A 23,786-nucleotide genomic window follows, 5' to 3' on the forward strand; every position below is an offset into this window, starting at 1 on the left:
CGCCGGGTGTTCAACTTATTATTGCAATTCGGGGCAGAAAAGAAAATAGTTTGCAAGTCTTGACATTACGTTAACTTTGTTGCATTATACACTTGATATTAAATTTAGTCATAACCATAGGTTATCATTTGGAGGGGTATTCGAAATGCTTCTTGCCTTTGATGTAGGTAATACGAATATTGTATGCGGTGTCTATAAGGACCGTAAATTAATAAAGAATTGGCGCATAGCGACGGATACACTGCAGACAGCCGATGGTTATGTTGCTCTTCTTGGTACGCTTTTCCACCTGAATCAGCTGGAATTTGATGACGTGGAAGATATCATCATCTCGACAGTCGTACCGCCGATCATTCCTATTCTGGAAACGATGTCTCACCGCTATTTCCATGTAAAGCCGATTTTGGTCGGCCCCGGGATCAAGACGGGACTGAATATCCTGTATGACAATCCAAAAGAACTGGGCGCAGACAGGATTGTCAATGCGGTAGCAGCCATTGCTGAGTATGACTGTCCCCTGATCATCATTGATATGGGAACAGCAACGACATTCTGCGTTATCGATACAAAGGGAAATTACCTTGGCGGCGCTGTCGCACCGGGCATCGGCATTTCCATGGAAGCTCTGTTCCAGAGAGCATCCAAGCTCCCGCGCATCGAACTCGTCAAGACGCCGAACATCATTTGCCGCAATACCGTATCCGCTATGCAGGCAGGCATCTATTACGGATTTGTCGGACAGATTGATGAAATCGTAAAACGGATTAAAGAAGAACTGAATGAACAGAATGTCAAGGTCATTGCGACCGGCGGACTGGCAACACTGATTGCCAAGTCGTCCAGCACGATCGATATCGTTGATCCGATGCTGACATTGAAAGGCCTTCTGATCTTATACGAAAAGAATAAAAACGAAGGTGGACGCAAGTAAATAGAGAGGCGGATGGATGCCATCCGTCTTTTTGCTTGTTTTGATAGACTTAAAAGGCCTTGAAATTTGCCTGTACATCAGTTATAATTACAAGCACATGGCCGGTTAGTCAAACGGTTAAGACGCTGCGTTCTCAGCGCAGAGAGTATGGGTTCGAATCCCATACCGGTCACCAAATAAAAAGGAGATGCTGCTGCATCTCCTTTTTTGCTGTGGTTGAAGTTGATTAAGGGGTTAAATGAAAACAAACTGGACGAGTCCCATGTAGCATAATGTACCGGCAGCCATGGATAAGAGCATCTGCCCTTTCCATAGATGAACGGCCGTGGTCACGGCGAGTCCTGCAATTTCAGGAATGCCGTAATTTCCGCCAGTCCACTGGACATCTTTCAGGCAGTAAATGACAAGAAGTGCAAAGACTGCAGAAGAAAGGGTCTTTCCCAGAAAATTGACATAGCCGGGAAGACGGCTTCCTGGTTTGAAGATGAGGAAGGGGAGGAGACGTGTCAGGATCGTTGCTCCTGCGCAGATGGCTATAATAAGGACTTGTTCATAAAAGAGAAGTGAAGTCATAAGAGGCCTCCTGCTTTTTCAATACGTCTCCTGAATAAAGTAATGATGCCCAGCATGAGCGCCATGGACGGGATAATGAAAGAATTGCTGCCGAAGAAATAGAGACAGACAATGCTTGAGAAAAGACCAATCAATGCCGTATAATGTTTTTTCTCATGCTTCCATTGTTCAAGAAAAATGACAAGGAACATGGAAGTCATGACAAAGCTCAGTCCCTTTGTATTGAAGGTAATGATGTTTCCCAAAAGGCCGCCTATGGCCGCGCCGCTTACCCAGTATACATAGTTTAAAAATGATACCCAGAACATGAACCAGCTTCTGTCTATACCATTTGGAATCGTTGCTGAATAATTGAGGGCAAACGTCTCATCGCACATCCAGTAGATGAGGAAGGGCTTTTTCCAGCCCATTCCTTCATACTTTTCCAGCATAGCAAGACCATAGAAGAGATGCCTTGCCTGAACGGTGAAGGCAATGATGAATGTCTGCCACGGGGCAAATGGGGAAAGCAGCATCGTGACTGTGATGAATTCAAGCGATCCTCCAAATATGAAAATGGCCATAAATAAAGGATACAGGAAACTGAACCCAAGCGTATACATATAAAATCCATAAGCAAAGGCGATGAACCAGAAGCCGGCAAAAACCGGCAGCGTATAAGGCAGTGCTTCTTTGAAAGCAGAAAGCGCTGCATTTCTCTCCGTCATATTGAGTCCCTCCATATAAGAGATTTATACCCTATCCTACCAAAAATGATGGCGCAATGGAATATGGAGAGTATCCTTTTTTCTAAGATGATAATCATGAATGTGCTATAATTTAATTAAATGGAAATCAGGGGAGGCAAATTATGGATACAAGCGCCAAGAGAAAATGGGTCATAGCTGCAGTCATACTACTTGTTGCAGCTGCTCTGGGGGCTGCCTGCATGAATGTCTGGCAGGACAGGAGCTTCCAGAACAAGGGAAAAGGATATGTGGCAGTTATCCGCATCGATGGTCCTATTTACGGCGGTGCCGGGTCAGAATCTGTGCTGAATAGTTCTGAAGGCGTCTCCAGTGAGGATCTGATGAGACAATTCCAGGCTGCGCGAAAGGACCCGCAGGCTAAAGCCATTCTTGTAAGAATCAACAGCCCCGGCGGTTCGACCGGTGCGACACAGGAAATTGCCGAGGAAATGGACAAGGTCAGAAGCAGCGGCAAGCCGATTATCATATCCATGGGGGATATGTGCGCATCGGCGGGATACTGGCTGGCAAGCAAGGGGAATTATATATTTGCTTCTCCTGCAACGATCACGGGCAGCATCGGTGTCTATATGGACTATAATAACGTCGAGGATTTAATGAACAAGATCGGTGTCAAGAATGAAAAGATCAAAAGCGGCGCGCATAAGGATATCCTTTCCATGTACCGCCCGATGACGGGAGAGGAAAGACAGATGCTGCAGTCGATGGTAGACGATATCTACAACCAGTTCGTGCAGACAGTTGCTGACGGCCGCAAGATGGATGAGAACAAGGTCAGAAGCATTGCGGACGGAAGGATCCTGACAGGCAAGGAAGCACAGGATTTAGGCCTGGTTGATGCTATGGGAAATTACTATGATGCACTGAACTATGCAGCAAGCAGCGGAGGAATTCCCGGAGAAAATGTACCTGTCAAAACGTATACGAATGGAATGTCACTTAAAGGCATCCTTGCCGGCGAGGCAGAGAATGTCAGCAAAATCATGGCCAGAGAAATGGCCGAAAATATGACTAAGGCGCTTTCGGAATCTTCTGTTCCGTCTGTTAAGTAAGGAGGAACTATGAATTCTTTTCTCGATCTTGCATTTTCATTGATTACATCACCCAGAAAAGCGATGGTAGTCATTACGAACAGTGAAAAATTAAAAGAAGGGTTCTTCTTCTGGATTTTCGTCGTACTGCTGATGGCGATTTCTGCATTCAGGGAAGGGCCGGGACTCATCCTTCAGTTTGCACTCCTTTTCCTGGGGATGGGTACAGCCTTACTTTGCCACAGTGCCGCGATTGATTATATTTCAGGCATGTGGGGAGGAATGGGGACTGCAAAGGGGATCACAGCCGGTTTTATGGCTGCCTCTCTTCCTCTGGGCTTTTCGGTATTCTTTATGCTGATCGGCGCCTCCGGCGTCAATGAGATCAGCAGCGCAGGAACCTTTATACTTTCACTGTGGGCTTTTTATCTCGACGTTCTGGCAATCAGTGAAAATTATCGTTTCAGCACGGCAAAAGCCTTTGCTGTGGCAGTCATGCCGTATGCGCTTCTTGTCCTTGCATTCGTACTCCTTGCCGTTCTTGCCGTCCTGACGGCTGCTGCAGGGATCAGCTCCCTTGAAAGCATGGAAGGCATGGAGAATGTGCTGAGCCAGCTTTAAATGCGGGGTGGAAAAGATGCTGCCTTTCAGCGTCTTTTCTTTTTGTTTATTAATGTTAAAATGAATTGGCTCCTGCCCGAACGGGTAATGTGAAAGCTTATTTTGACAGTCTATGCGATTTAGTTTGCATAAATTTTAAAATCTTTGCTTTTGTGATATAATAAGCAGAATATGAGCATCTTTAGGGATGCATATAAAAACAAATAAAAGTGAAATAAAATAGACATTAATAAGAAACTTGTAAGGAGGAATACCATTTATGTGCGGTATTGTAGGTTATGTCGGCAGCGGAGAAGCTTCTGAATTTTTAATTGACGGGCTCCGTCGTCTTGAATACAGAGGCTATGACTCTGCTGGTATCGCTGTGTATGAAAACGGAAAGATCCAGATCGAAAAGAAGAAAGGCGGTCTGGCTAATTTGGAAGCTGTTCTTAAGGAACATCCTCTCCATGGACATATCGGGATCGGTCATACACGCTGGGCTACACATGGACAGCCTTCTGATGTGAATGCACATCCTCACGGCGACTGCCATAATCACTTTGTCATTGTCCACAACGGTATCATTGAAAATTACATGACGCTGAAAAAGGAATTGATTGAAAAAGGTCATGTTTTCAAGTCAGAAACAGATACCGAAGTTGTTGCACATCTTGCAGAAGAACTTGATGATGGCAATTTCCTTTCTACTGTCAGAAAAGTACTGGCTAAAATTGAGGGCTCTTACAGTCTGGTATTCATGGATGATTCCGATCCGGATACCATTATCTGCACGAAGAAGGATAATCCTCTGATTATCGGTCTGGGCAAGGGAGAAAACTTCATTGCTTCCGATATTCCGGCTGTCATCAACCGTACACGCCAGATTTACATCATGAATGATTATGAACTTGCTGTTGTCAAGAAAGACAGCATCACTTTCTATGATCATGATGATAAGGAAATCACAAAAGAAATCCATGAAGTAACATGGAGTGCTGAAGCAGCAGAAAAGGGCGGCTATCCGCATTTCATGCTGAAAGAAATTTATGAACAGCCGAAGGCTATTCATGATACAGTCCAGATTTATCTTAATAAAGACGGATCCGTAAACTTCAAGGATCTCGGCTGGACAGAAGACTGCTTTGATGATATTGACCACATCCTGATCACAGCATGCGGAACTGCTTATCATGCAGGTCTTGTAGCAAAGCATTACATTGAACGCTTTGTCAGAATCCCGGTTTCTGTCGAAATTGCATCTGAATACAGATACAGCAATCCTTTGACGACAAGCAAGACACTCTGTATCGTAGTCAGCCAGTCCGGTGAAACGATTGATACACTGGCAGCCCTGAAAGAAGCAAAGCGTCTTGGCGCAAAGAGCCTTGCTGTTACCAATTCCATCAGCTCTTCCATTGCAAGAGAATCTGATAATGTCATTTACACAATGGCAGGTCCGGAAATTGCAGTTGCATCCACCAAGGCATATACGACACAGCTCGTAGCGCTTCTTCTCCTTGCGCTGTACATGGGACAGCTCAGGAAGACTGTAAAGCCGGAACTTGTCAAGGAAATCACTGATGCCCTGAAAGATCTGCCGAAACAGATCGAAAAGGTACTGAAGGAAAATGATTACATGGCAGAAGTAGCTGAACGTCTGATCAAGGCTCACGATATCTTCTATCTGGGACGTTCCATCGACTATGCGATTGCCATGGAAGGCGCATTAAAACTGAAGGAAGTATCTTATATCCATGCAGAGGCTTATGCAGCCGGAGAATTAAAGCACGGCACTCTTGCCCTGATTACCGAAGATACACCTGTCATTGCTGTAGCTACACAGGATAATGTCAGCTCGAAGATGTACAGCAACATCGAAGAAGTCCGCGCCCGCGGAGCTGAAGTTCTTGGCATCGGTTATGAAGATGATGCAGAAATCGGCAAGTACACGACGGAAACTGTCAGAATCCCGAGAGTGGATCCTTTCATTGCGCCGATCCTTTCCGTTATCCCCATGCAGCTTCTGGCTTACTACACCAGCATCAAGAGAGGCAACAATGTAGATAAGCCCCGCAACCTTGCCAAGTCTGTAACGGTTGAATAATTGAAAATATGACTGGATTGCAAAGAGGCAGGTGGAGAGCCCTGCTTCTGGCAATCTTTTCATTTATGGATATTTTGTCAGTCACCCATTATAACCAAATCGAACATCAAATATCATAAGGAGGCATCGTTATGGATGTTATTTTTTCCGGAATTCAGCCCAGCGGCGACCTTACACTGGGAAATTATCTTGGGGCATTGAAGAATTTTATTCCGTTCCAGGATAAGGCAGAATGCTTCTACTGCATTGTAAATCAGCATGCGATCACAGTCCCGCAGGATCCAAAGCTTCTTCATGAAAGAACAAGAAACCTGGCAGCATTATATATTGCAGCAGGACTGGATCCGAAAAAAGCAACAATTTTTGTTCAGTCTGAAGTGCCGGAACATGCCCTTCTCGGATGGATGATGATCTGCAGCACCTATGTAGGCGAAATGGAAAGAATGACTCAATATAAGTCCAAAGCGCAGAAACAGGAGAAGAAGAACGGCTTTATCCCTCTTGGACTTTTGACCTATCCTCCGCTGATGGCAGCTGATATACTGCTTTATCAGGCAACATTCGTGCCGGTAGGCGATGACCAGCGCCAGCATATGGAAATCACAAGAGACCTGGCAGAAAGATTCAACCGTAAATACGGTGAAGTCTTCACGCTGCCGGAAATGTGGGCTCCTGAAGGAGGCGCACGTGTCATGAGCCTTCAGGAACCGACAAAGAAGATGAGCAAATCGGATGACAACGAATGGGCTACCATTCATATGCTTGATGAACCGGACGTTATTACAAAGAAGATCAAGAGAGCAGTGACCGACTCTATCGGACACGTTCATTATGACAAGGAAAACCAGCCCGGCGTTTCCAACCTGATGAGCATCCATTCCGCTTTCTCGGGCAAGAACTTCGAAGAAATCGAGAAGATGTATGAAGGACAGGGCTACGGCGTGTTCAAGAAAGACCTGATCGATCTCATTGTCGATCAGATGAGCCCGATCCTGAGCCGCTATAAAGAATTGATGGGTAGCCCGGAACTGGATTCCATTCTTGATGAAGGCGCAGCAAAAGCGCATGCAAGAGCAAGCATTACCTATAACAAGGCCATTCATGCCATGGGTCTGTACCGTAAATAAGAAAAAAAGGGTCTGTGACGAAATGTGCAGTCATTTCGCCACAGGCCCTTTTGCGTATGCAGATCATCATATGAAAAAAGGAAGCATGCCGTCTGGCATGCTTCCTTTTATATTATTTTGAAAGATCGATGGAACGGATCTGCTGGCGGAGCGGAAGAACGGAGTAGGGGGCAACGGAGAATTCATCAATGCCCATTCTGAGGAATGTTTCCGTGATGGAAAGGTCAGAACTCAATTCACCGCACATGCCTACCCAGATGCCTGCTTTATGGCCGTTGTCGATGGTCATCTGAATCAGCTTGAGGACAGCCGGATGATGGGGGTTGAAGAAATCAGAAAGGACGCGGCTTGAACGGTCTACAACGAGCGTGTACTGGGAAAGGTCATTGGTACCGATCGAGAAGAAGTCGACTTCCTTAGCCAGCTTGTCGCTGATGAGAGCGGCGGCCGGAGTTTCAATCATGATGCCGATCTGGATCTGATGGTCATAGGCAATGCCTTTCTTATCCAGATCCAGTTTGACCTCATCCAGGATTTCCTTTGCTTTCCATACTTCCCATACCGAAGTGATGAGCGGGAACATGATTGCAATCTTGCCGAATGCGCTGGCACGGAGAATAGCGCGAAGCTGTGTCTTGAATATTTCCGGCCTTTTAAGGGAAATACGGATAGCTCTCATGCCCAGAGCCGGGTTTTCTTCTTTAGGAAGATGGAAGGCAGAGGCATCTTTGTCGCCGCCGATATCAAGGGTACGGATGATGACGCGCTTACCAGTCATCGTTTCAACAGCAAGTTTGTAAATGTTGAACTGTTCTTCTTCGCTTGGAAGGGTATCTCTTCCCATGTAAATGAATTCACTGCGGAAAAGACCGATGCCTTCAGCGTCGTTCTTAAGGACAGCAGCCAGATCGGCGGCAGAGGAGACGTTGGCAGCGACTTCAATCCTGCGTCCGTCTTTCGTTTCACTCGGGACGCCTTTGAGCTCCTGCAGGAGCTGTTTGAGTCTTATGCTCTGATCCTGTTTTTCTTTCATGACAGAAAGCACACCTGGTGTCGGTTCAAGATAAACTGTCCCGGAGAAGCCGTCTATAACAGCGGTCTTTCCATCATAAGCATAGTCTACATCTTCGCCAGTAGCTACAATGGCAGGAACACCCAGAGCGCGGGCAAGGATGGCCGTATGAGATGTCGGTGTGCCTTCTTTTGTGACGAAGCCCAAGATCTTGCTGGTATCCATCTGTATGGTTTCACTTGGTGTCAGGTCGTCAGCATAGAGAATGCATGGTTCATCGGTGGAGAAAAGGACCTTCTTCTGGCGGAGTACGCGCAGAAGAATACGGGAAACTTCCCTCATGTCAGAAACATGAGCCTGCATGTAGGTATCCGAGCCAGCGCTGTAAATCTGGATAAAGTTCTGCTCAGCCTGTCCGATCGCATATTCTGCGTTGACGCTCTGGTTTCTGATAATAGAGCGGATGGAATCAATAAAGGAAGAACTTGTCAGCATATGCTGATAGACCTTGAAAATGAAGGCGTTGTCCAGACCTACATGGGATACGGCTTCCTGATAGAACTGCTCCATTTTGGCACATGCTGTGTTTCTTGCAGAATCAAAACGAGCCACTTCAGTTTCAGGGCGGTCTACCGTGGTCTGAACGATATCAAATTCCTGATGACGGAAAATTTTCAAAGGTCCGATGGTTACCATTCCCGAAATACTTTTACCACTAATTTTTAACATACTTTTCAATCCTTTCTTTGGCAGAGCTGTTGTCAGTCCTCTATGCCTTCGCGTCCTATAACACCCTTATCGTAGTAATGCCTGATTTTCTTCATTTCAGTAATCAGGTCAGCAGAGTCCAGAATCAGTTTCGGAACATTCCTTCCGGTAAAGACAAGCTCGACATTTGGCTTTCGTGCAGAAAGAATCCGCTTTGTATCTTCATCTGTGGCCAGGTCATACCAGCATGCCATATTGTATTCATCGAGGATGACAAGATCATAGCCATCAGAGACAGCTTTCACTGCTTCGTCAATGCCTTTCAGAATGAGCGCACGGTATTCAGCGGGCGGATTTCCTGCCGGATAAATCGTGACCTTGTCTCCCCATGCTTTAATTTCTTCTTCAGTCAGCATGCCTTCTTTTGCAATAAAGTAAGGTTTGCCGAGAGTGATCAGTGTAATTCCGGGAAGCGATTTCAGAATTTTCTGTTCTGAATAGGCCAATGACTTCATGAACTGGATAATGCATACACGATGCCCGGCTCCGATGGAGCGGATTGCCAGGCCAATGGCAGCTGTCGTTTTTCCCTTGCCATCACCTGTATATACTTGAATGTAGCCTTTCATGAGAAGCCCTCCTTTTCAAGCAAATCTGGAAATCGGCCGTGCTTAGGCCAATCTGGCAGAGTAATATGATTCAACTATGATTTAAGCTTATTGATCAAGCTTAATCCTATAAGTCTGATATGAATCTATGAATATTATACAATACCTATGAAAATTTTTCGTCTAATTTCTGAAAGATGCATTTTTATCCTTATCAGTAATTGGAGTGAAATATTTCATCGTCTAAAAAAGGCCCGCAAAAAAGCAGGCCTTTCTAATTAAACTTCGTCACAATGTCTTTTCTTATGCCAGCGGTGTACAGCACAAATACCAATAACAAGAAGCAGCATAAGTACAAATCTGTCGCCATGCTTGGAGAAATAAATCAAGTCATGTCCCAGGAGAACTTCAATCAGGACAGAGGGAATCTTCCCAATCAGAGTTGCCTTTAAATGTTCTTTGATGGAAAGCTTGCTGAGAACAGCAAGCGCAGTGATCAGAATATTAGGAGAGTAAGGAATGGATCTTGCCAGAGCCATATTCTTCACGCTGCCGTATTTGTCCAGCTTGGTAAGCATGTGTTTCTGTTCGATAAATTCACGTGCTTCTTTTCTGAAGAATACGCGTCCTATGTGGAAGCTCAGCTCTATTCCGATGACCTCGCCAAGATAAGAGACAAGAAGTCCTGGAATCAGTCCGAATAATGCACCGTTAATTGTCAAAAATGGGATGGTTGGAATGCAAAAAATGTTGCAAAAAACAAGCAGCCCCAGACTTACGGCAAATGCTCCGTAGCCAAAGGATGTTATATATTTTGACAGGCCATTAATGTCACCAGCCATCGTTAGAGATACCGTATGATAGTAAAATTCGGGGTAGTAGGTTTTCACAATGAAAAACGATACCGCGCAGATTAGGATCAGTCCGATAAGTCCAAGAACCTTCTTAAGTTTATCGATCATGGTTTATCCTTATGCTGTATTTGTAGAGGACAGTTCTGATTTGCCAGTCTGATAAAATAAGATAAGTGCCGCTTTGCCTCAGGCTTGTTCTGAAAGCCTGAAGTGATGTATCGGCATATGACTGGCAAGATATGAAAAAACTTGTATTATATGTTTAGCAGGAATAGTCAGTTATTGAAAAATACTTTGCAAAACTATTACACCACTTATATATTATATTACATCAGAGACGGAGTTTCCAATTTACATAGGTATCTATGTAAATGATTTAAGCAGTATTTTTCTGCTGGAAGGAAGAGATATCCATTATTTTATTCCTTTTCTCATGATAAGAATATTCTTGCATAAAGAAATAAATCCTGCTATTATATACCATATATAAAAGCTGTGAAGGGAAGAAGTCGTGGATTTCTTTACAGAGAGCCATTGGTGCTGGAAAATGGCAGGAAAGAATCGATAAGTCACCCCGGAGCTGACTCTAAGTCCGCCGCGCACGTTACGCGCTAATGAGAGATCATTTCTTAATGATTATTTAGGTGGTACCGCGGAAGCACTCTTTCGTCCTATAGATGGATGGAAGAGTTTTTTTATTTTAACAGGAGTTGAAAAACATGGCCGATTTAAAAGATCAAAAGCTGGACAAGTATGATCCAAGCGAAATTGAACAGGGTTGGTATCAGTATTGGGAAGATCATGGCGTTTTTCATGATGAACCGGATCCGGAGAAAGAACCGTACAGCATCGTTCTTCCGCCGCCGAACGTTACCGGCCAGCTTCACATGGGACATGCCCTTGATAACACACTGCAGGATATCCTTATCCGTTACAAGAGAATGCAGGGATATAACGTTCTCTGGCTGCCGGGCAAGGATCATGCCGGCATAGCAACTCAGGTTAAGGTAGAAAAGCAGATTGCTGAAGAAGGCCTCAGCAAGTATGATCTCGGCCGTGAAAAATTCCTGGAACGCGTTTGGCAGTGGAAAGAGAAGTTTGGAAACCGTATCGGCCTTCAGATCAGAAGACTGGGTTCTTCCTGCGACTGGCAGAGAGAACGTTTCACGATGGATGATGTCTGTGCACGTGCGGTAAGGGAAGTTTTCTTATCCTTATATGAAAAGGGCCTGATTTATCAGGGATTCAGAATTACAAACTGGTGCCCGAGATGCCAGACTGCCCTTTCTGATATCGAAGTAGAACATGAGGATGAAGTCGGACATCTTTGGTATTTCAATTACCCGATCGTCGGTGAAGACGGATATGTCCAGATTGCAACGACACGTCCTGAAACAATCCCGGGGGATACAGCCGTTGCTGTCAATCCAAATGATGAAAGATATGCCCATCTTGTAGGCAAGAAGGTAAAACTTCCGACAACAGACCGTGAAATTCCGATCATTGCTGATGATTATGTAGATATGGCATACGGCACAGGCTGCGTCAAGATTACTCCGGCGCATGACCCGAACGACTTTGAGGTGGGAAGCCGCCACAATCTTGAGACCATCATCATCATGAACAAGGACGGCACGATGAACGAAAAGGCCGGCAAGTACAACGGCATGGACCGTTATGAAGCCAGAAAAGCCATCGTTCAGGATCTGAAGGATGCCGGTCTTCAGGTAAAGATTGAAGAAACAAAGCATGCTGTCGGACACTGCTCCCGCTGCAAGACGATCGTAGAACCGATGACAACCAAGCAGTGGTTCGTCAAGATGAAACCGCTTGCCGGCCCTGCCATGGAAGCCGTTACATCCGGCAAAACAAAGTTTGTTCCGGAACGCTTCTCCAAGACATACATTCAGTGGCTTGAAAACATCCATGACTGGTGCATTTCCAGACAGCTCTGGTGGGGTCACAGAATTCCGGTATGGTACTGTGATGACTGCGGCGAAGTAAGCGCATCCCGCACGGATCTGACAAAGTGCCCGAAATGCGGAAGCGAACATATTCATCAGGATCCGGATGTCCTTGATACCTGGTTCTCCTCTGCACTCTGGCCATTCTCAACAATGGGCTGGCCGGAACAGACACCGGTTCTCAAGCAGTGGTATCCGACATCCACGATGGTCACCGGTTATGACATCATTTTCTTCTGGGTTGCCAGAATGATGTTCATGTCTATGGAATTCATGCATGAGATTCCGTTCAAGTACGTATTCATTCACGGTCTGGTCAGGGATTCCCAGGGTAGAAAGATGTCCAAATCCCTTGGCAACGGCATCGATCCGCTTGAAGTCATTGAGAAGTACGGCGCTGATGCACTGCGCTTTACCCTCGTTACCGGAAACACACCGGGCAATGATATGCGCTTCTACTATGAGAGAGTAGAAGGAAATAGAAACTTTGCCAACAAGCTCTGGAACGCAACAAAGTTCACACTGATGAACCTGGATGACTATGACAAGGATTTCGTCCCGTCCAAAGACCAGCTGACACTGGCAGACAAATGGATTCTTGACCGCCTTGCTTATACAGAAGATTATGTAAGCAATAACCTTGACAAATTCGAACTGGGTGAAGCTGCTGACAGCATTTACAATTTCGCATGGAACTATTTCTGCGACTGGTACATTGAAACTGCAAAAGCCCGTCTCTATGGCGAACACAATGATGACAGAAAAGTCACGCAGTATGTCCTTGTTTATACATTGACACGCATGCTTGCCCTGCTGCATCCGTTCATGCCGTTCATTACAGAACACCTCTGGCAGCATCTGCCGCATGAAGGAGAAACACTGGCAAGAGCTCCATGGCCGAAGGCTGATGAAAACTTAAGATTCCCGGTTGAATCGGAACAGTTTGACCGCATTATGGATGCCATCAAAGCAATCCGCAATATGCGTGCCGAAGCAAATGTAGCGCCAAACAAGCAGTGCCATATCCAGAATGTTGTCCTTCGTGATGACCTGAAGAAGTGCCTTGAAGAGAATAAGGGATACTTCGAAAAACTGGCTCATGTTGAAACCATGGATATCCTGCCGGCAGATGCAGACAAGCCTGAAAATGCGCTGACTGCAGTCGTTACAGGCATGGAAATCTATCTGGAACTGAAGGGCCTGATTGATACTGCCAAGGAAAAGGAAAGAATCGAGAAGAGCAAAGCATCTCTTGAAAAGGAAATTGCCAGAACATCCGGCAAGCTCAATAACAAGGGATTCCTGGCCAAAGCTCCGGAAGATGTTGTAAAGAAGGAACAGGACAAACTGGCTGAATTCGAAGAAAAGATGAAATCTTTGAATGAACGCCTTGCCTTCCTTGAAAACCTTTAATCAATGATTGACACTGACACTGCCTCTTGGGAATACCGACTGGCAGTATTATGGTGTCTTATCCAGGGAGAATAAAGCATTACAGCAGGCAATGATTTTCTTTCGACTTTATTTATTTCAATCCGGAAGGGATGAGTCAGATCCACGGCCGGAAAAGGAGAATCGATGAATTATCAGGAATCAGTAACTTACTTGGAACAGGCTGCTTCTTTCGGCATCAAGCCGGGTCTTGAACGTATTCAGGCAATTCTGGAAAAGCTTGGACATCCGGAAACAGCTTACAGAACAATCCATGTAACAGGAACAAATGGCAAGGGCAGCGTTGTTGCCATGATTACCAGCGTTCTGGAAAATGCACAGCTGAAAATAGGCAGATATGTGTCACCGCACCTGATTGACTACACGGAACGCATCTATGTAGGCGGCCACGACGTGACAAAGGAAACTTTTGCAAAAGCGGCTACTGTTGTCAAAGAAGCTGCCGATCAAGTTATTGCTGAAGGCGTTGAAGCTCCGACTGAGTTTGAACTGCTGACAGCGATGGCCTTCTGGATCTTCCGCGAAGAAAAGGTGGATTATGCGGTTGTCGAAGTGGGCATGGGAGGACTTTATGACTCCACCAATGTCATTCTTCCAGTCGTCTCAATCATTACGAATGTGGCAATGGATCACATGAAGTATCTGGGAAATACCCTGGAAGAAATCGCCCATCAGAAAGCCGGCATTATCAAGACGGGAATCCCTGTAGTTACCGCTGCGCAGCATGTTGCCTTGAAGAAACTCAAGAAAGAAGCTCACGAAAAGGGCTCCAGAATCTACTTCTACGGAAGAGACTTTGAAATTGATTCCAGAAGCAAATGGAAAAACGGACAGGTTGTTGTCGTCAAGAGAAAAGACATGCCGAAGGAACTGGAAAAGAGTCTGCTTTACGTTCCTTTTGTCGGTGCGCATCAGGCTGTCAATGCAGCCGTTGCCACAATGGCAATTTCTGTTGTCATGAAGCAGGATGACCGCATCAATGAAAATGACTTGAGAGAAGGCCTGGCAAGAAGCCAGTGGAAGGGACGCTTCGAAATCCATGATGTCAAGGGTGTTACCTATGTCATGGACGGCGCCCATAACCCGGCAGGCGCAGAAGCTCTTGGCGAAGCTTTGGATGAACAGTATCCTGGAAAACGCAGAATTTTCGTATTTGCCTCCCTGGCAGATAAAGATACGGAAACCGTTCTCCAGCTCCTGGTACGCAAGGGTGATATGGTATTTGCATGTGAAGCACCAACACCGAGAACACGCAAGGCAGAAGAAATCGGAACCATGCTTGAATCACAGAAAATCAAAGCTGAGTTCAAGGCAGAACACAGTGTAGATGAAGCACTTTCCGACGCTGCCGCGGCCGCTGGTGAAAACGATATCGTCATGATCTGCGGATCCCTGTATATCCTGGGAGATGCAATCCGCTTCATTGAGGAAAAAGAAGCATCCGCTGCAGAAGAGACTAAATAATGACCGCAATAAAAAGCTGTGAAAATGAACAATCATTTTCACAGCTTTTTTGCATATCCATCAAAATACACATATTTGATTTAGTAATCATCAAATGATAAATAATCATCATTATCTTGCCGCTGATTCGCTTATGTGCTATAATACTTATATAAAAATAGTAAATAGTATACTCTTGTTATGATATGTCGAGTATTATTTCAAATAAAGGAGCTGTCAAATGATTACAGAACGTGAAATCTTCTTAACGAATCCAGATGAAAAGGCTGCAGTCATAGAATTTTTAAATGGATTTGGACTTACCTTTACAGGCAATATCGATTATACGATGGGACTTTTTGAGGACGGAAAGCTGATCGGGACAGGCTCACTCGGCGGCAGAGTCATGCGTGATATTGCCATCAGCAAAGATTACCAGAAGAAGGGGCTGACAAGAAGAATCATCCGCAACCTTCAGGGAGAATCATACCGCCGCGGAATTACGGGAAATCAGATTTTCACAAAACCGGCCAATGTACCGGTCTTTGAGCATATGGGATTCAAATGCGTCGCTGTCGCTGAACCATATGCAGCGCTTCTTGAACATGGCACGGATACACTGGAGGATTACCTGGGGAGGGTACGCGCCATCCTTGGCTCCGGCGAAGGCAAGAACCGCGGCGCTATTGTCATGAACTGCAATCCTTTCACATTAGGCCACAGGAGCCTTGTCGAATATGCTCATAACAACTGCGATGAAGTCATCATCTTTGCTGTCAGGGAAGACAGGAGCGTATTCCCATTCTCCGACAGATTTTCCCTTCTCAAGCAGGGCGTAAGGGATATGAAGGGCGTAGAAGTCATCAGCGGCGGAGATTATATTATTTCCAATGCTACATTCCCGACATACTTCATTAAGGGCACCGATGAACTCGCTGCCCAGACAAAGCTGGATGCAACAGTTTTTGCAACCAGGATTGCTCCGGCCCTCAACATCAGCGTCAGATTTGTCGGGGAAGAACCGACAGATAAAACAACACTTGCTTATAATAAGGCAATGAAAGAAGTGTTCAACGAAAGCGGCATCGAGCTGAAGGAAATCCCCAGAGAGCAGAAGGGAAATCAGATCGTATCTGCTTCCACCGTCAGAAAGGCACTTGCCGAAGATGACTGGGAAACGGTATACCGCATGGTTCCAAAGACGACGCTTGTTTATCTGAAGAGTGATGCAGGACAGGAAGTCATACGCCGCATCAAGATGATGGACAAGATCAAGAAGATGGAAGCAGAAGAAGCGGCAAAGAAAACAGAACCGGAAAAAGAAAAGTAATATTGGTCAATAAAAAAGGAAGGCTCTTTCGGGCTCTCCTTTTTATTATCTATTCAGATTATTTCAATCCGAGTTCATCCTTGTGCTCAGTCATGCCGTCAATGCAGGCCTGCATGACAACATTCTGGTCAAGGCCGAGCATCTCAAAGCCTTTCTTGATGACGTCACGATTGCATCCGGCAGCAAATCTTTTATCCTTGAATTTTTTCTTCAGGCCTTTGACATCCATGCCTGTAATGCCTTCAGGACGCATGAGGGCGTATGCATGGACGACACCGGTCAATTCATCTACCGTAAAGAGACTTTTTTCAATGTCAGTCGTCGGAATGACTTCATCCGTGCATAATCCATATCCATGAGAAATGATTGTCTTGATATCATCCTCATCGACACCTTCGGGGGCCAGGAATTCCCTGACATGATGGCAGTGCTCATTCGGGTATTTTTCATAGTCTACATCGTGAAGATAACCGATTGCTTCCCAGTGATCCTTGTCACCGCCGTAGATGGCAGCCATAGCGCCCATAGCAGCACTGACGGCAGCTGCATGAGTGAAAAGATGATCCTCTGTCGTGTATTTCGGCAGTATTTCCTTTGCTTTTGCTAACGTTAACTGACACATAAAGAACCCTCCTTAAAATGCAGGCTTTAAAGTTTTGAATTATAATAAACAATAGAACAAAGAACGCCGTGTGTCAATGCTTTGAGAAGTATAATCCAGGGGAAAGGCTGCCCGGATAAGACTTTCAAATTTATCATGTAAGAGAGGAGAGAGGGGAAATGGCTGAAGAGAATAGCAGTATTGAAAAGCTGGCTGAGATGATAAAGGACCACCAGCATATTGTTTTCTTTGGCGGAGCAGGTGTTTCTACGGAATCTGCAATCCCGGATTTTCGCGGCAAGAACGGATTGTATTATCAGAAGGTAAGCGAGAAATGGTCTCCGGAAGAAATGCTTTCCCACCATTTTTACAGGGAGCATCCGGATTTGTTTTTCACTATGTACAAGAAAATGGCGGAAACAATCAGCCATGCGAAGCCTAATGCGGCGCACAGGGCATTGGCAGAGCTTGAGAAGATGGGAAAACTTTCCGGTGTCGTCACTCAGAATATTGACGGGCTCCATCAGAAAGCAGGGAGCAGGAATGTAGTGGAACTTCACGGCTCCACGCTTCACAATACCTGCGAAAAGTGCAGAAAGCGGTATGATCTTCCTGAATTCATCTCCCGCTCAAATCCAGTGCCGCATTGCGACTGCGGCGGCATCATAAAGCCGGATATAGTGCTTTATGAAGAGTCGCTCGATATCAATGCCATAGATGATGCTGTATGGCTCATACGCGGCGCGGATATGCTGATCATCGGGGGAACCAGTCTTGCCGTTTATCCTGCCGCAGGATTTATCAATGAGTTCAGTGGGGATGCACTGGTCATTATCAACAGGGATGCTACATCCAAAGATAACGCTGCTGATCTTGTCTTCCGTGATAATATAGGGGAAGTCCTGGGAAATACTGTCAGGATTCTCAGGGGAGAATGATTGCGGAAGGATATTGAATTTATGATATGGGCTTGTTTTTTGAAAAAAGGCAGGCTATAATTAGAAACATAATTTTACATATGGTGATGAGGCCCGCATACGATACGTATGCGGGCCTTTGACTTTTGGGAGGTGGGAATTGTGATAACATTCATTTTTTGTGGAACTGCTTCTAAGAATGAAAGAAACTATAAAGCATATGTGCATACGGGTTATCGACAGTGAGTAAAATCCGGATAATGAATAATTTTATAGATGGCAAAGATGTCATGACGAAGACTGCGTCATGATTTTTTTATTGGAGGGAATCTATATATGAAAAAGTATCTTTTACCCCTGTCATTTCTCTTAATGACACCAGGCGCTGCTCTGGCAGCAGATGGAGAAAACGCCCTGAATGGGGCAGACACTGCTTACGTAGCAATAGCTGCGCTTCTGGTCCTGATCATGACGCCGGCGCTGGGATTTTTTTATGGCGGCCTCGTAAGAAGAAAGAATACAATCAATACGATCATGATGCCCATGATATGCCTGGCTATCTTCACCGTACAGTGGTTCCTCTACGGGTATTCCCTGTCTTTCGGACCGGATGTCGGAGGTATTATCGGGAATCTTGACTGGGCATTCTTCAAGAATGTAGGCATGGCAGCCGAACCGGAGTATTCTGAAACGATTCCGCATATACTCTTCGCCTTGTTCCAGATGGCATTTGCTATCCTGACACCGGCAATCATAAGCGGCGGAATTGCTGAAAGAATGAGATTTCCTGCTTACTGCCTGTTTGTCCTTCTTTGGGGGACTCTGGTTTATGATCCGATGGCCCACATGGTCTGGGGCGTGGGTGGCCTAATCCGCGATATGGGCGGACTTGATTTTGCTGGTGGAACGGTTATCCATGTAACATCAGGCTTCTCCGCACTGGCTGCTGCTGTTATCATTGGAAAGAGAAGAGGATACGGAATCCTGACCATGCATCCTCATAATATCCCCTATGTATGCCTTGGCGGCAGTTTCTTATGGCTTGGCTGGTTTGGATTCAACTCCGGTGCAGCTCTCAATGCATCGGATGTCATGGCGCAGGCTCTGGCCAACACGGGCATTGCTTCCTGCACGGCCGGATTGGTCTGGGTGCTGATTGAACAGATCCTTCATAAAAAGATGACGGCACTGGGCCTTATGACTGGCATCCTGACCGGGCTGGTAGGTATTACGCCGGCAGCCGGATTCGTAGATGCTTCGGCCTCTTTCCTGATCGGCATAACAACTCCTCTTGTCTGCTATTTCTTTGTTTCCTATGTAAAGGCAAAACTTGGGTATGATGATACGCTTGATGCATTTGGCTGCCATGGTGCAGGCGGCGTATGGGGTGCATTAATGACTGGCGTATTCTGCACGAAGGCAGTCAATCCTGCCGGGGCTGACGGACTTCTTTATGGAAATCCGGCCCAGATGATTCCGCAGATTACAGGAATTGTTACAGGGATTATCGTTGCCGTTGTCATGACCGTATTAATTCTGAAGATTCTTGGCGCATTCATGCAAATCCGTGCGACGGCTTCCGAAGAAGCACAGGGGCTTGACCTGATCGACCATGGCGAACGTGCTTATTTCAAGTTATAAGGAGCCTGCTATGAGTGAAGAAAAGAAGATATACAAGGTAGATGCAGTGATTCGTCCGGAAAAACTGGAAGAATTAAAAGACAAGCTTTACGAAATTGGTGTTACTGGAATTACAGTGACCGAAGTCTATGGGTGCGGACTCACCAGAGGGCAGGAGGAAATTTATAGAGGAAGCGTACTCTATGTGAATCTTCTTCCCAAAATCAAAGTGGAAATCGTCATCTACGAAACACCGCTTGATACATTGATTGATACCATCCGCGGCGTCTGCAATACAGGGCATGTCGGGGATGGAAAGATTTTCGTCTCTGAATTGTATACAGCGGTCAAAATACGTACAGGAGAAAGAGGCGGCGCAGCCATTATCGATGATAAGGCCTAGGAACGCGGACAAATTTATTTATTCCTCAATCGGCATATTTGATGTCATTTTCAGCACGGAAAAAGGGAATTGACGATTCGTCTGTATTGTCGTATCTTATCCCTCTTTTGCTGTTGACAGCTTTGGCGTATTGCATCTATAATGATAAATAAGCATCACAGGTCTGTGGCTGAAAATCGATGGCAGTCGCAGCCAAAACGATCCACGTAACGCAGAAAAAATTTCTGCTGAGCATGGTGCGGTTTAGAAGTAAGTCCTGCCGGTAAACCGAGAGGGTTAGTAGTGAGAGTGAGAGGGAACACCGGGTAGCGAAAGCTCCAGCAGGCGAGTGTGGGGTCAAAAGCCAGGTCAGCTGTGGATGCTTATTTAAAAAAGTCATATGGGCGATGAACAAAAGAAGTACCTCAGGTTTGTCATACAGAGAGGACAGGAATCGGTGAAACTGTCTTGATTAAACGGAGCGAAATGCATTTGTGAGCTGAAAAGGGGAAACGTAGTATCCTTTTCCGTATGTTTGCGATAAAAACATTTTGAGCGGCTTATGCCGACAGAGTGGATAACGGGCCACCGTCTCTGTGAGGCGGTGGTTTTTTAATGGAAGCTGGCAGACAGTTCAATTAAAAGAAAGCAGTGTCTCACTGGTATTAAGGGCTGCGGATTCCAAATAGTCATTGGAGGAATTTTTATGGAAGAAATCAAAGTTTATAACACACTGACAAAGGAGAAAGAAGTTTTCAAGCCGATCACTCCTGGCGAAGTCAAGATTTATGTCTGCGGAGTAACGCCATACAATCATCCGCATATCGGAAATGCGCGTCCGGCAGTTACATGGGATATCATCCGCCGTTATCTTGAATACATCGGCTACAAAGTAAAATTCGTACAGAATTTCACGGATGTCGATGATAAGATCATCAATAAAGCGAATGCAGAAGGCACCGACTGGAAGACAATTTCCGACCGTTACATTGATGCATACTTCAAGGTCATGGATGCGCTGCATGTACGCCGTGCAGACGTTTATCCAAGAGTTTCCGATCATATGGATGATATCATTCATATGGTGGAAGAACTGATCAAAAACGGACATGCCTATGTTTTAGGCGGCGATGTTTATTATGACATTTCCACATTCAAGGACTATGGCAAATTGTCCGGAAGAAAAGTGGAAGATATGCTCGCCGGCGCCCGCATTGAAGTCAACGATGAAAAGAGAAACCCGGGCGACTTTGCCCTTTGGAAGGCAGCAAAGCCGGGTGAACCGTTCTGGGAAAGCCCGTGGGGCAAGGGAAGACCAGGCTGGCATATTGAATGCTCTGCCATGTCTACCCATTACCTGGGAAATACCATTGATTTCCATGGCGGCGGATCCGATCTTATTTTCCCGCACCATGAAAATGAAATTGCCCAGTCCGAAGGATGCACAGGCTGCCATTTCGTAAATTACTGGCTGCACAATGGATTTATTACCATTAATTCTGAAAAGATGAGCAAGTCTCTCAACAACTTCTTCCTTGTGAAGGATGTCCTTGAAAAGTATTCCGGAGATGCTCTCCGTTTCTTCCTCCTGTCTACTCATTACAGAAGCCCGCTTGACTTCTCCGATGACCGTCTGGAAGAAGCAGAAAAGAATATGGACAAGCTGAAAGATGTCATTGCCCGCATCAAGGAAATGTCCTCCATGGAAGGCAGCGAGGAAACAGAAGCTTCCAGGAAACTTGCTGAAGCAGCAGACCATGCCATGAAGGTATTCCATGAAGCCATGGATGATGACTTCAATACAGGCCTCACAACCGGTGCCATGTTTGAACTGGCAAAGGCAATCAATGTATATTACAACGAAGTACATGCAGGCACTGTATTCAACAAGGAAGCTGCCGATAAAGCAGGACAGACATTCAAGACAATTCTCGACGTCCTTGGCATTCTGGAAAAGGAATGGAAGAAAGAAGAAGCCTATGACGACAAAGACTATAATGATCTCATGAATGTTCTTCTTGAAATCAGACAGTCGGCAAGAAAAGCCAAACAGTATCAGATTGCTGATGAAATCCGCGACAAGCTTGGCGAAATCGGTATTGTGATTGAAGATACTCCGACGGGAGCAAGGTGGAAAAAACGTGGAGTTTAAAAGAGTCCTCTTTTTAAAAAAACAGATGACGCGCAAAATAGGAAAGGCATCTCCTGCTCTTAGTGAGCAGGAGGTTTTTTCCATGGATGCGCTGACACTGGCTTATATCGGCGACGTATGCTGGTCTTTCTTCATCAGGAAAGCTTTGATTGATACAGGAATTTATAATGTTCAAATTTTAAACAGCCTGGCCTCTGAAATGGTATCGGCCAAATGGCAGAGCCGTATCCTCTTTGATATCATGGAACTTCTGTCAGACAGGGAGCTCAAGGTCTGCAAACGTGCAAGAAATACACATTCCAATGTGCCGAAGAGTGCAACTGTCGAGGAATATCGAGAATCGACAGCTTTTGAAGCTCTGATCGGTTATCTGTATCTTTCGGGCCAGACGGAACGACAGAATTTTATCATGGCCAGGGGACTGCGCTTTTTAGCGGAGGAAATGAATGATGAAGGATAAAAGAGCATCTCATACAACCAGGGAAAAAGATTCCTCGTATAAGCAGAACAAAGACACAGGCAGAAACGAAAAGCGTCCGAAGAGCATGCAGGCAAAAAGGAGAAATCCCGCCCAGCACAGGGGAGAAAGAAAGCACGACATTGATACTTCCCTTGTGACATACGGAAGAAACAGTGTCATGGAATTTCTGCGTGCCGGAAAGGTCAGGCAGATCTATCTTAAAAGCGGCAGACATGATGAAAGGCTTCAGGAAATCCTTGAAGAAGCAAAATCACGTGCTGTTCCGATAAAGGAAGTGGAGGAAGAAGAACTTGACTCCATGTCCGGCGGTGTTGTCCATCAGGGAATCGCTGCGCTTCTCTTCCCTTATGAGTATCAGGATATGAACGCTGTCATTAAGAAATGGGAAGGAAAGGATCCGATTTTCATTCTTCTTGATGGAGTGGAGGATGTCAGGAATTTAGGCGCCATTGTCCGCACAGCTGAATGCGCCGGTGCTGCCTGTGTGCTTCTGCCGAATCATAAAAGCTCTCCTGTCACAGCAGCCGCTATGAAAACAGCAGCAGGCGCTTTCGCATATCTTCCTGTCTGCAGGATCGGCAACATACAGCAGACGTTGAAGTATCTGAAAGAAAAAGGTTTCTGGGTTGTGGGAACAGACATGGACGGGGAAAGCTTGTATTATGAAGCCAACCTCAAAGGGCCTCTTGTCATTGTCATGGGCGCGGAAGGAAAAGGGATGAGTCCTCTTACGCGCAGGATGTGTGATTTCTGTGTCCGTATCCCCATGAAAGGAAAGGTCTCGTCACTGAACGTTTCCGTGGCGGCGGCTTTATTGCTGTATGAGGCGGTAAAACAGAGGAATTAAATCATGAGAGATCTCTATCTGGTTGATGGATATAATGTGATATTCTGGGTGCCGGATGTATTTGGCAGAGATGATCTGGAATCCAGCCGGAAAAAGCTGATCGACCTTCTTCAGGATTACGGAGCCCATAACAATATAGAAATGATTGTTGTGTTTGATGGCATGGGCACATCGACAAAAGTGAAGAAGGAAGTATTGTCGGATTCTTTTGCCATTGTCTTTACTCCGAGCAGGATGACAGCAGACAGCTATATAGAAAAGGAATCCCGAATTGCAATAATAAGTTGAACACCCGGC

The 23,786-nt window shown here is 45.6% G+C and carries 21 protein-coding genes, 1 tRNA gene and 1 other annotated feature; of the genes, 16 read left to right on the forward strand and 6 right to left on the reverse strand.

From position 1 onward, the window contains the following. Positions 1 to 145: 145 nt before the first annotated feature. Positions 146 to 931, forward strand: coding sequence for a type III pantothenate kinase (locus M3200_RS00495; RefSeq protein ID WP_022381582.1), 786 nt, complete (start codon positions 146 to 148; stop codon positions 929 to 931). A 99-nt stretch (positions 932 to 1,030) separates the two neighbouring features. After that, positions 1,031 to 1,106: transfer RNA gene (locus M3200_RS00500), tRNA-Glu, on the forward strand. 59 nt (positions 1,107 to 1,165) lie between these two features. Here the strand turns inward: M3200_RS00500 and M3200_RS00505 are convergent. After that, positions 1,166 to 1,504, reverse strand: coding sequence for a branched-chain amino acid transporter permease (locus M3200_RS00505; RefSeq protein WP_022381584.1), 339 nt, complete (start codon positions 1,502 to 1,504; stop codon positions 1,166 to 1,168). Next, entirely contained in the window at positions 1,501 to 2,211 is a 711-nt protein-coding gene (locus M3200_RS00510; protein WP_022381585.1) for an AzlC family ABC transporter permease, read from the reverse strand. The genes M3200_RS00505 and M3200_RS00510 overlap by 4 nt, the downstream gene beginning before the upstream one ends. Before the next feature lie 143 nt (positions 2,212 to 2,354). Between M3200_RS00510 and sppA the strand changes: the two genes are divergently transcribed. The 4 genes from sppA to trpS all read left to right on the forward strand — a co-directional run bounded on the left by sppA (position 2,355) and on the right by trpS (position 7,118). Further along, positions 2,355 to 3,305 carry a signal peptide peptidase SppA gene (gene sppA, locus M3200_RS00515; protein ID WP_022381586.1) on the forward strand — a complete coding sequence of 317 codons (951 nt, stop codon included), beginning with the start codon at positions 2,355 to 2,357 and terminating at the stop codon, positions 3,303 to 3,305. A 9-nt stretch (positions 3,306 to 3,314) separates the two neighbouring features. After that, positions 3,315 to 3,905 (forward strand): YIP1 family protein, encoded by a 591-nt coding sequence (locus M3200_RS00520; protein ID WP_022381587.1) that lies wholly within the window; start codon positions 3,315 to 3,317, stop codon positions 3,903 to 3,905. 259 nt (positions 3,906 to 4,164) lie between these two features. Next, entirely contained in the window at positions 4,165 to 5,991 is a 1,827-nt protein-coding gene (gene glmS / locus M3200_RS00525) for a glutamine--fructose-6-phosphate transaminase (isomerizing) (RefSeq protein ID WP_022381588.1), read from the forward strand. A gap of 131 nt (positions 5,992 to 6,122) precedes the next feature. After that, positions 6,123 to 7,118 carry a tryptophan--tRNA ligase gene (trpS, locus tag M3200_RS00530; RefSeq protein WP_022381589.1) on the forward strand — a complete coding sequence of 332 codons (996 nt, stop codon included), beginning with the start codon at positions 6,123 to 6,125 and terminating at the stop codon, positions 7,116 to 7,118. A 112-nt stretch (positions 7,119 to 7,230) separates the two neighbouring features. On the opposite strand, the gene ptsP is transcribed toward trpS, so the two are convergent. The 3 genes from ptsP to M3200_RS00545 form a co-directional block, all read right to left on the reverse strand. After that, positions 7,231 to 8,859 carry a phosphoenolpyruvate--protein phosphotransferase gene (gene ptsP, locus M3200_RS00535; RefSeq protein WP_022381590.1) on the reverse strand — a complete coding sequence of 543 codons (1,629 nt, stop codon included), beginning with the start codon at positions 8,857 to 8,859 and terminating at the stop codon, positions 7,231 to 7,233. Positions 8,860 to 8,891: 32 nt separating this feature from the next. After that, the gene (locus tag M3200_RS00540) at positions 8,892 to 9,467 is read right to left on the reverse strand and encodes a cob(I)yrinic acid a,c-diamide adenosyltransferase (RefSeq protein ID WP_022381591.1); all 576 of its coding nucleotides are present in this window, start codon (positions 9,465 to 9,467) and stop codon (positions 8,892 to 8,894) included. 257 nt (positions 9,468 to 9,724) lie between these two features. After that, positions 9,725 to 10,408: a TVP38/TMEM64 family protein gene (locus M3200_RS00545; RefSeq protein ID WP_022381592.1), complete on the reverse strand. Its 684-nt coding sequence runs from the start codon at positions 10,406 to 10,408 to the stop codon at positions 9,725 to 9,727. A gap of 378 nt (positions 10,409 to 10,786) precedes the next feature. After that, positions 10,787 to 10,977 (forward strand) — a binding site (T-box leader). A gap of 42 nt (positions 10,978 to 11,019) precedes the next feature. On the opposite strand from M3200_RS00545, the gene M3200_RS00550 reads away from it, so the two are divergent. From M3200_RS00550 to citC, 3 genes are all read left to right on the forward strand, one after another. Then, complete coding sequence (locus M3200_RS00550; RefSeq protein ID WP_022381593.1) at positions 11,020 to 13,677, forward strand: valine--tRNA ligase; 2,658 nt, start codon at positions 11,020 to 11,022, stop codon at positions 13,675 to 13,677. A 165-nt stretch (positions 13,678 to 13,842) separates the two neighbouring features. Continuing rightward, positions 13,843 to 15,180 (forward strand): bifunctional folylpolyglutamate synthase/dihydrofolate synthase, encoded by a 1,338-nt coding sequence (locus M3200_RS00555; protein WP_022381594.1) that lies wholly within the window; start codon positions 13,843 to 13,845, stop codon positions 15,178 to 15,180. Positions 15,181 to 15,400: 220 nt separating this feature from the next. Beyond that, complete coding sequence (citC, locus tag M3200_RS00560; RefSeq protein ID WP_022381595.1) at positions 15,401 to 16,489, forward strand: [citrate (pro-3S)-lyase] ligase; 1,089 nt, start codon at positions 15,401 to 15,403, stop codon at positions 16,487 to 16,489. 58 nt (positions 16,490 to 16,547) lie between these two features. Here the strand turns inward: citC and M3200_RS00565 are convergent, their stop codons facing one another. Further along, the gene (locus M3200_RS00565) at positions 16,548 to 17,111 is read right to left on the reverse strand and encodes a hypothetical protein (protein WP_022381596.1); all 564 of its coding nucleotides are present in this window, start codon (positions 17,109 to 17,111) and stop codon (positions 16,548 to 16,550) included. A 158-nt stretch (positions 17,112 to 17,269) separates the two neighbouring features. Here M3200_RS00565 and M3200_RS00570 point away from each other — a divergent pair, with 158 nt between their 5' ends. The 7 genes from M3200_RS00570 to M3200_RS00600 all read left to right on the forward strand — a co-directional run bounded on the left by M3200_RS00570 (position 17,270) and on the right by M3200_RS00600 (position 23,777). Beyond that, positions 17,270 to 18,028 carry an NAD-dependent protein deacylase gene (locus M3200_RS00570; protein WP_022381597.1) on the forward strand — a complete coding sequence of 253 codons (759 nt, stop codon included), beginning with the start codon at positions 17,270 to 17,272 and terminating at the stop codon, positions 18,026 to 18,028. Between the two features lie 315 nt (positions 18,029 to 18,343). After that, positions 18,344 to 19,648: an ammonium transporter gene (locus tag M3200_RS00575; RefSeq protein ID WP_022381598.1), complete on the forward strand. Its 1,305-nt coding sequence runs from the start codon at positions 18,344 to 18,346 to the stop codon at positions 19,646 to 19,648. A gap of 10 nt (positions 19,649 to 19,658) precedes the next feature. Further along, positions 19,659 to 20,030, forward strand: a complete 372-nt coding sequence (locus M3200_RS00580; RefSeq protein ID WP_022381599.1) for a P-II family nitrogen regulator — start codon at positions 19,659 to 19,661, stop codon at positions 20,028 to 20,030. 685 nt (positions 20,031 to 20,715) lie between these two features. Next, complete coding sequence (gene cysS / locus M3200_RS00585) at positions 20,716 to 22,161, forward strand: cysteine--tRNA ligase (protein ID WP_022381600.1); 1,446 nt, start codon at positions 20,716 to 20,718, stop codon at positions 22,159 to 22,161. Positions 22,162 to 22,243: 82 nt separating this feature from the next. Next, positions 22,244 to 22,621 carry a Mini-ribonuclease 3 gene (locus M3200_RS00590; protein ID WP_022381601.1) on the forward strand — a complete coding sequence of 126 codons (378 nt, stop codon included), beginning with the start codon at positions 22,244 to 22,246 and terminating at the stop codon, positions 22,619 to 22,621. Beyond that, a complete protein-coding gene (gene rlmB / locus M3200_RS00595) occupies positions 22,608 to 23,489 on the forward strand; it encodes a 23S rRNA (guanosine(2251)-2'-O)-methyltransferase RlmB (RefSeq protein WP_288178057.1) in 882 nt (293 codons plus the stop codon). Before M3200_RS00590 ends, rlmB begins: the two co-directional genes overlap by 14 nt. A gap of 3 nt (positions 23,490 to 23,492) precedes the next feature. Next, positions 23,493 to 23,777: an NYN domain-containing protein gene (locus tag M3200_RS00600; protein WP_022381603.1), complete on the forward strand. Its 285-nt coding sequence runs from the start codon at positions 23,493 to 23,495 to the stop codon at positions 23,775 to 23,777. Positions 23,778 to 23,786 lie beyond the last annotated feature (9 nt).

The sequence above is a fragment of the Dialister sp. CAG:357 genome, from assembly GCF_000435155.1.
Classification (GTDB): Bacteria; Bacillota; Negativicutes; order Veillonellales; family Dialisteraceae; genus Dialister; species Dialister hominis.

Excerpts from the sequence above, each read along its gene's own strand:
- M3200_RS00505 (WP_022381584.1), bottom strand. The coding sequence starts at position 1,504 with ATGACTTCACTTCTCTTTTATGAACAAGTCCTTATTATAGCCATCTGC.
- glmS (WP_022381588.1), top strand. The coding sequence starts at position 4,165 with ATGTGCGGTATTGTAGGTTATGTCGGCAGCGGAGAAGCTTCTGAATTT.
- M3200_RS00495 (WP_022381582.1), top strand. The coding sequence starts at position 146 with ATGCTTCTTGCCTTTGATGTAGGTAATACGAATATTGTATGCGGTGTC.
- sppA (WP_022381586.1), top strand. The coding sequence starts at position 2,355 with ATGGATACAAGCGCCAAGAGAAAATGGGTCATAGCTGCAGTCATACTA.
- M3200_RS00510 (WP_022381585.1), bottom strand. The coding sequence starts at position 2,211 with ATGACGGAGAGAAATGCAGCGCTTTCTGCTTTCAAAGAAGCACTGCCT.
- M3200_RS00580 (WP_022381599.1), top strand. The coding sequence starts at position 19,659 with ATGAGTGAAGAAAAGAAGATATACAAGGTAGATGCAGTGATTCGTCCG.
- M3200_RS00565 (WP_022381596.1), bottom strand. The coding sequence starts at position 17,111 with ATGTGTCAGTTAACGTTAGCAAAAGCAAAGGAAATACTGCCGAAATAC.
- rlmB (WP_288178057.1), top strand. The coding sequence starts at position 22,608 with ATGATGAAGGATAAAAGAGCATCTCATACAACCAGGGAAAAAGATTCC.
- citC (WP_022381595.1), top strand. The coding sequence starts at position 15,401 with ATGATTACAGAACGTGAAATCTTCTTAACGAATCCAGATGAAAAGGCT.
- trpS (WP_022381589.1), top strand. The coding sequence starts at position 6,123 with ATGGATGTTATTTTTTCCGGAATTCAGCCCAGCGGCGACCTTACACTG.
- M3200_RS00600 (WP_022381603.1), top strand. The coding sequence starts at position 23,493 with ATGAGAGATCTCTATCTGGTTGATGGATATAATGTGATATTCTGGGTG.
- ptsP (WP_022381590.1), bottom strand. The coding sequence starts at position 8,859 with ATGTTAAAAATTAGTGGTAAAAGTATTTCGGGAATGGTAACCATCGGA.
- M3200_RS00570 (WP_022381597.1), top strand. The coding sequence starts at position 17,270 with ATGGCTGAAGAGAATAGCAGTATTGAAAAGCTGGCTGAGATGATAAAG.
- cysS (WP_022381600.1), top strand. The coding sequence starts at position 20,716 with ATGGAAGAAATCAAAGTTTATAACACACTGACAAAGGAGAAAGAAGTT.
- M3200_RS00520 (WP_022381587.1), top strand. The coding sequence starts at position 3,315 with ATGAATTCTTTTCTCGATCTTGCATTTTCATTGATTACATCACCCAGA.
- M3200_RS00590 (WP_022381601.1), top strand. The coding sequence starts at position 22,244 with ATGGATGCGCTGACACTGGCTTATATCGGCGACGTATGCTGGTCTTTC.
- M3200_RS00575 (WP_022381598.1), top strand. The coding sequence starts at position 18,344 with ATGAAAAAGTATCTTTTACCCCTGTCATTTCTCTTAATGACACCAGGC.
- M3200_RS00555 (WP_022381594.1), top strand. The coding sequence starts at position 13,843 with ATGAATTATCAGGAATCAGTAACTTACTTGGAACAGGCTGCTTCTTTC.
- M3200_RS00540 (WP_022381591.1), bottom strand. The coding sequence starts at position 9,467 with ATGAAAGGCTACATTCAAGTATATACAGGTGATGGCAAGGGAAAAACG.
- M3200_RS00545 (WP_022381592.1), bottom strand. The coding sequence starts at position 10,408 with ATGATCGATAAACTTAAGAAGGTTCTTGGACTTATCGGACTGATCCTA.
- M3200_RS00550 (WP_022381593.1), top strand. The coding sequence starts at position 11,020 with ATGGCCGATTTAAAAGATCAAAAGCTGGACAAGTATGATCCAAGCGAA.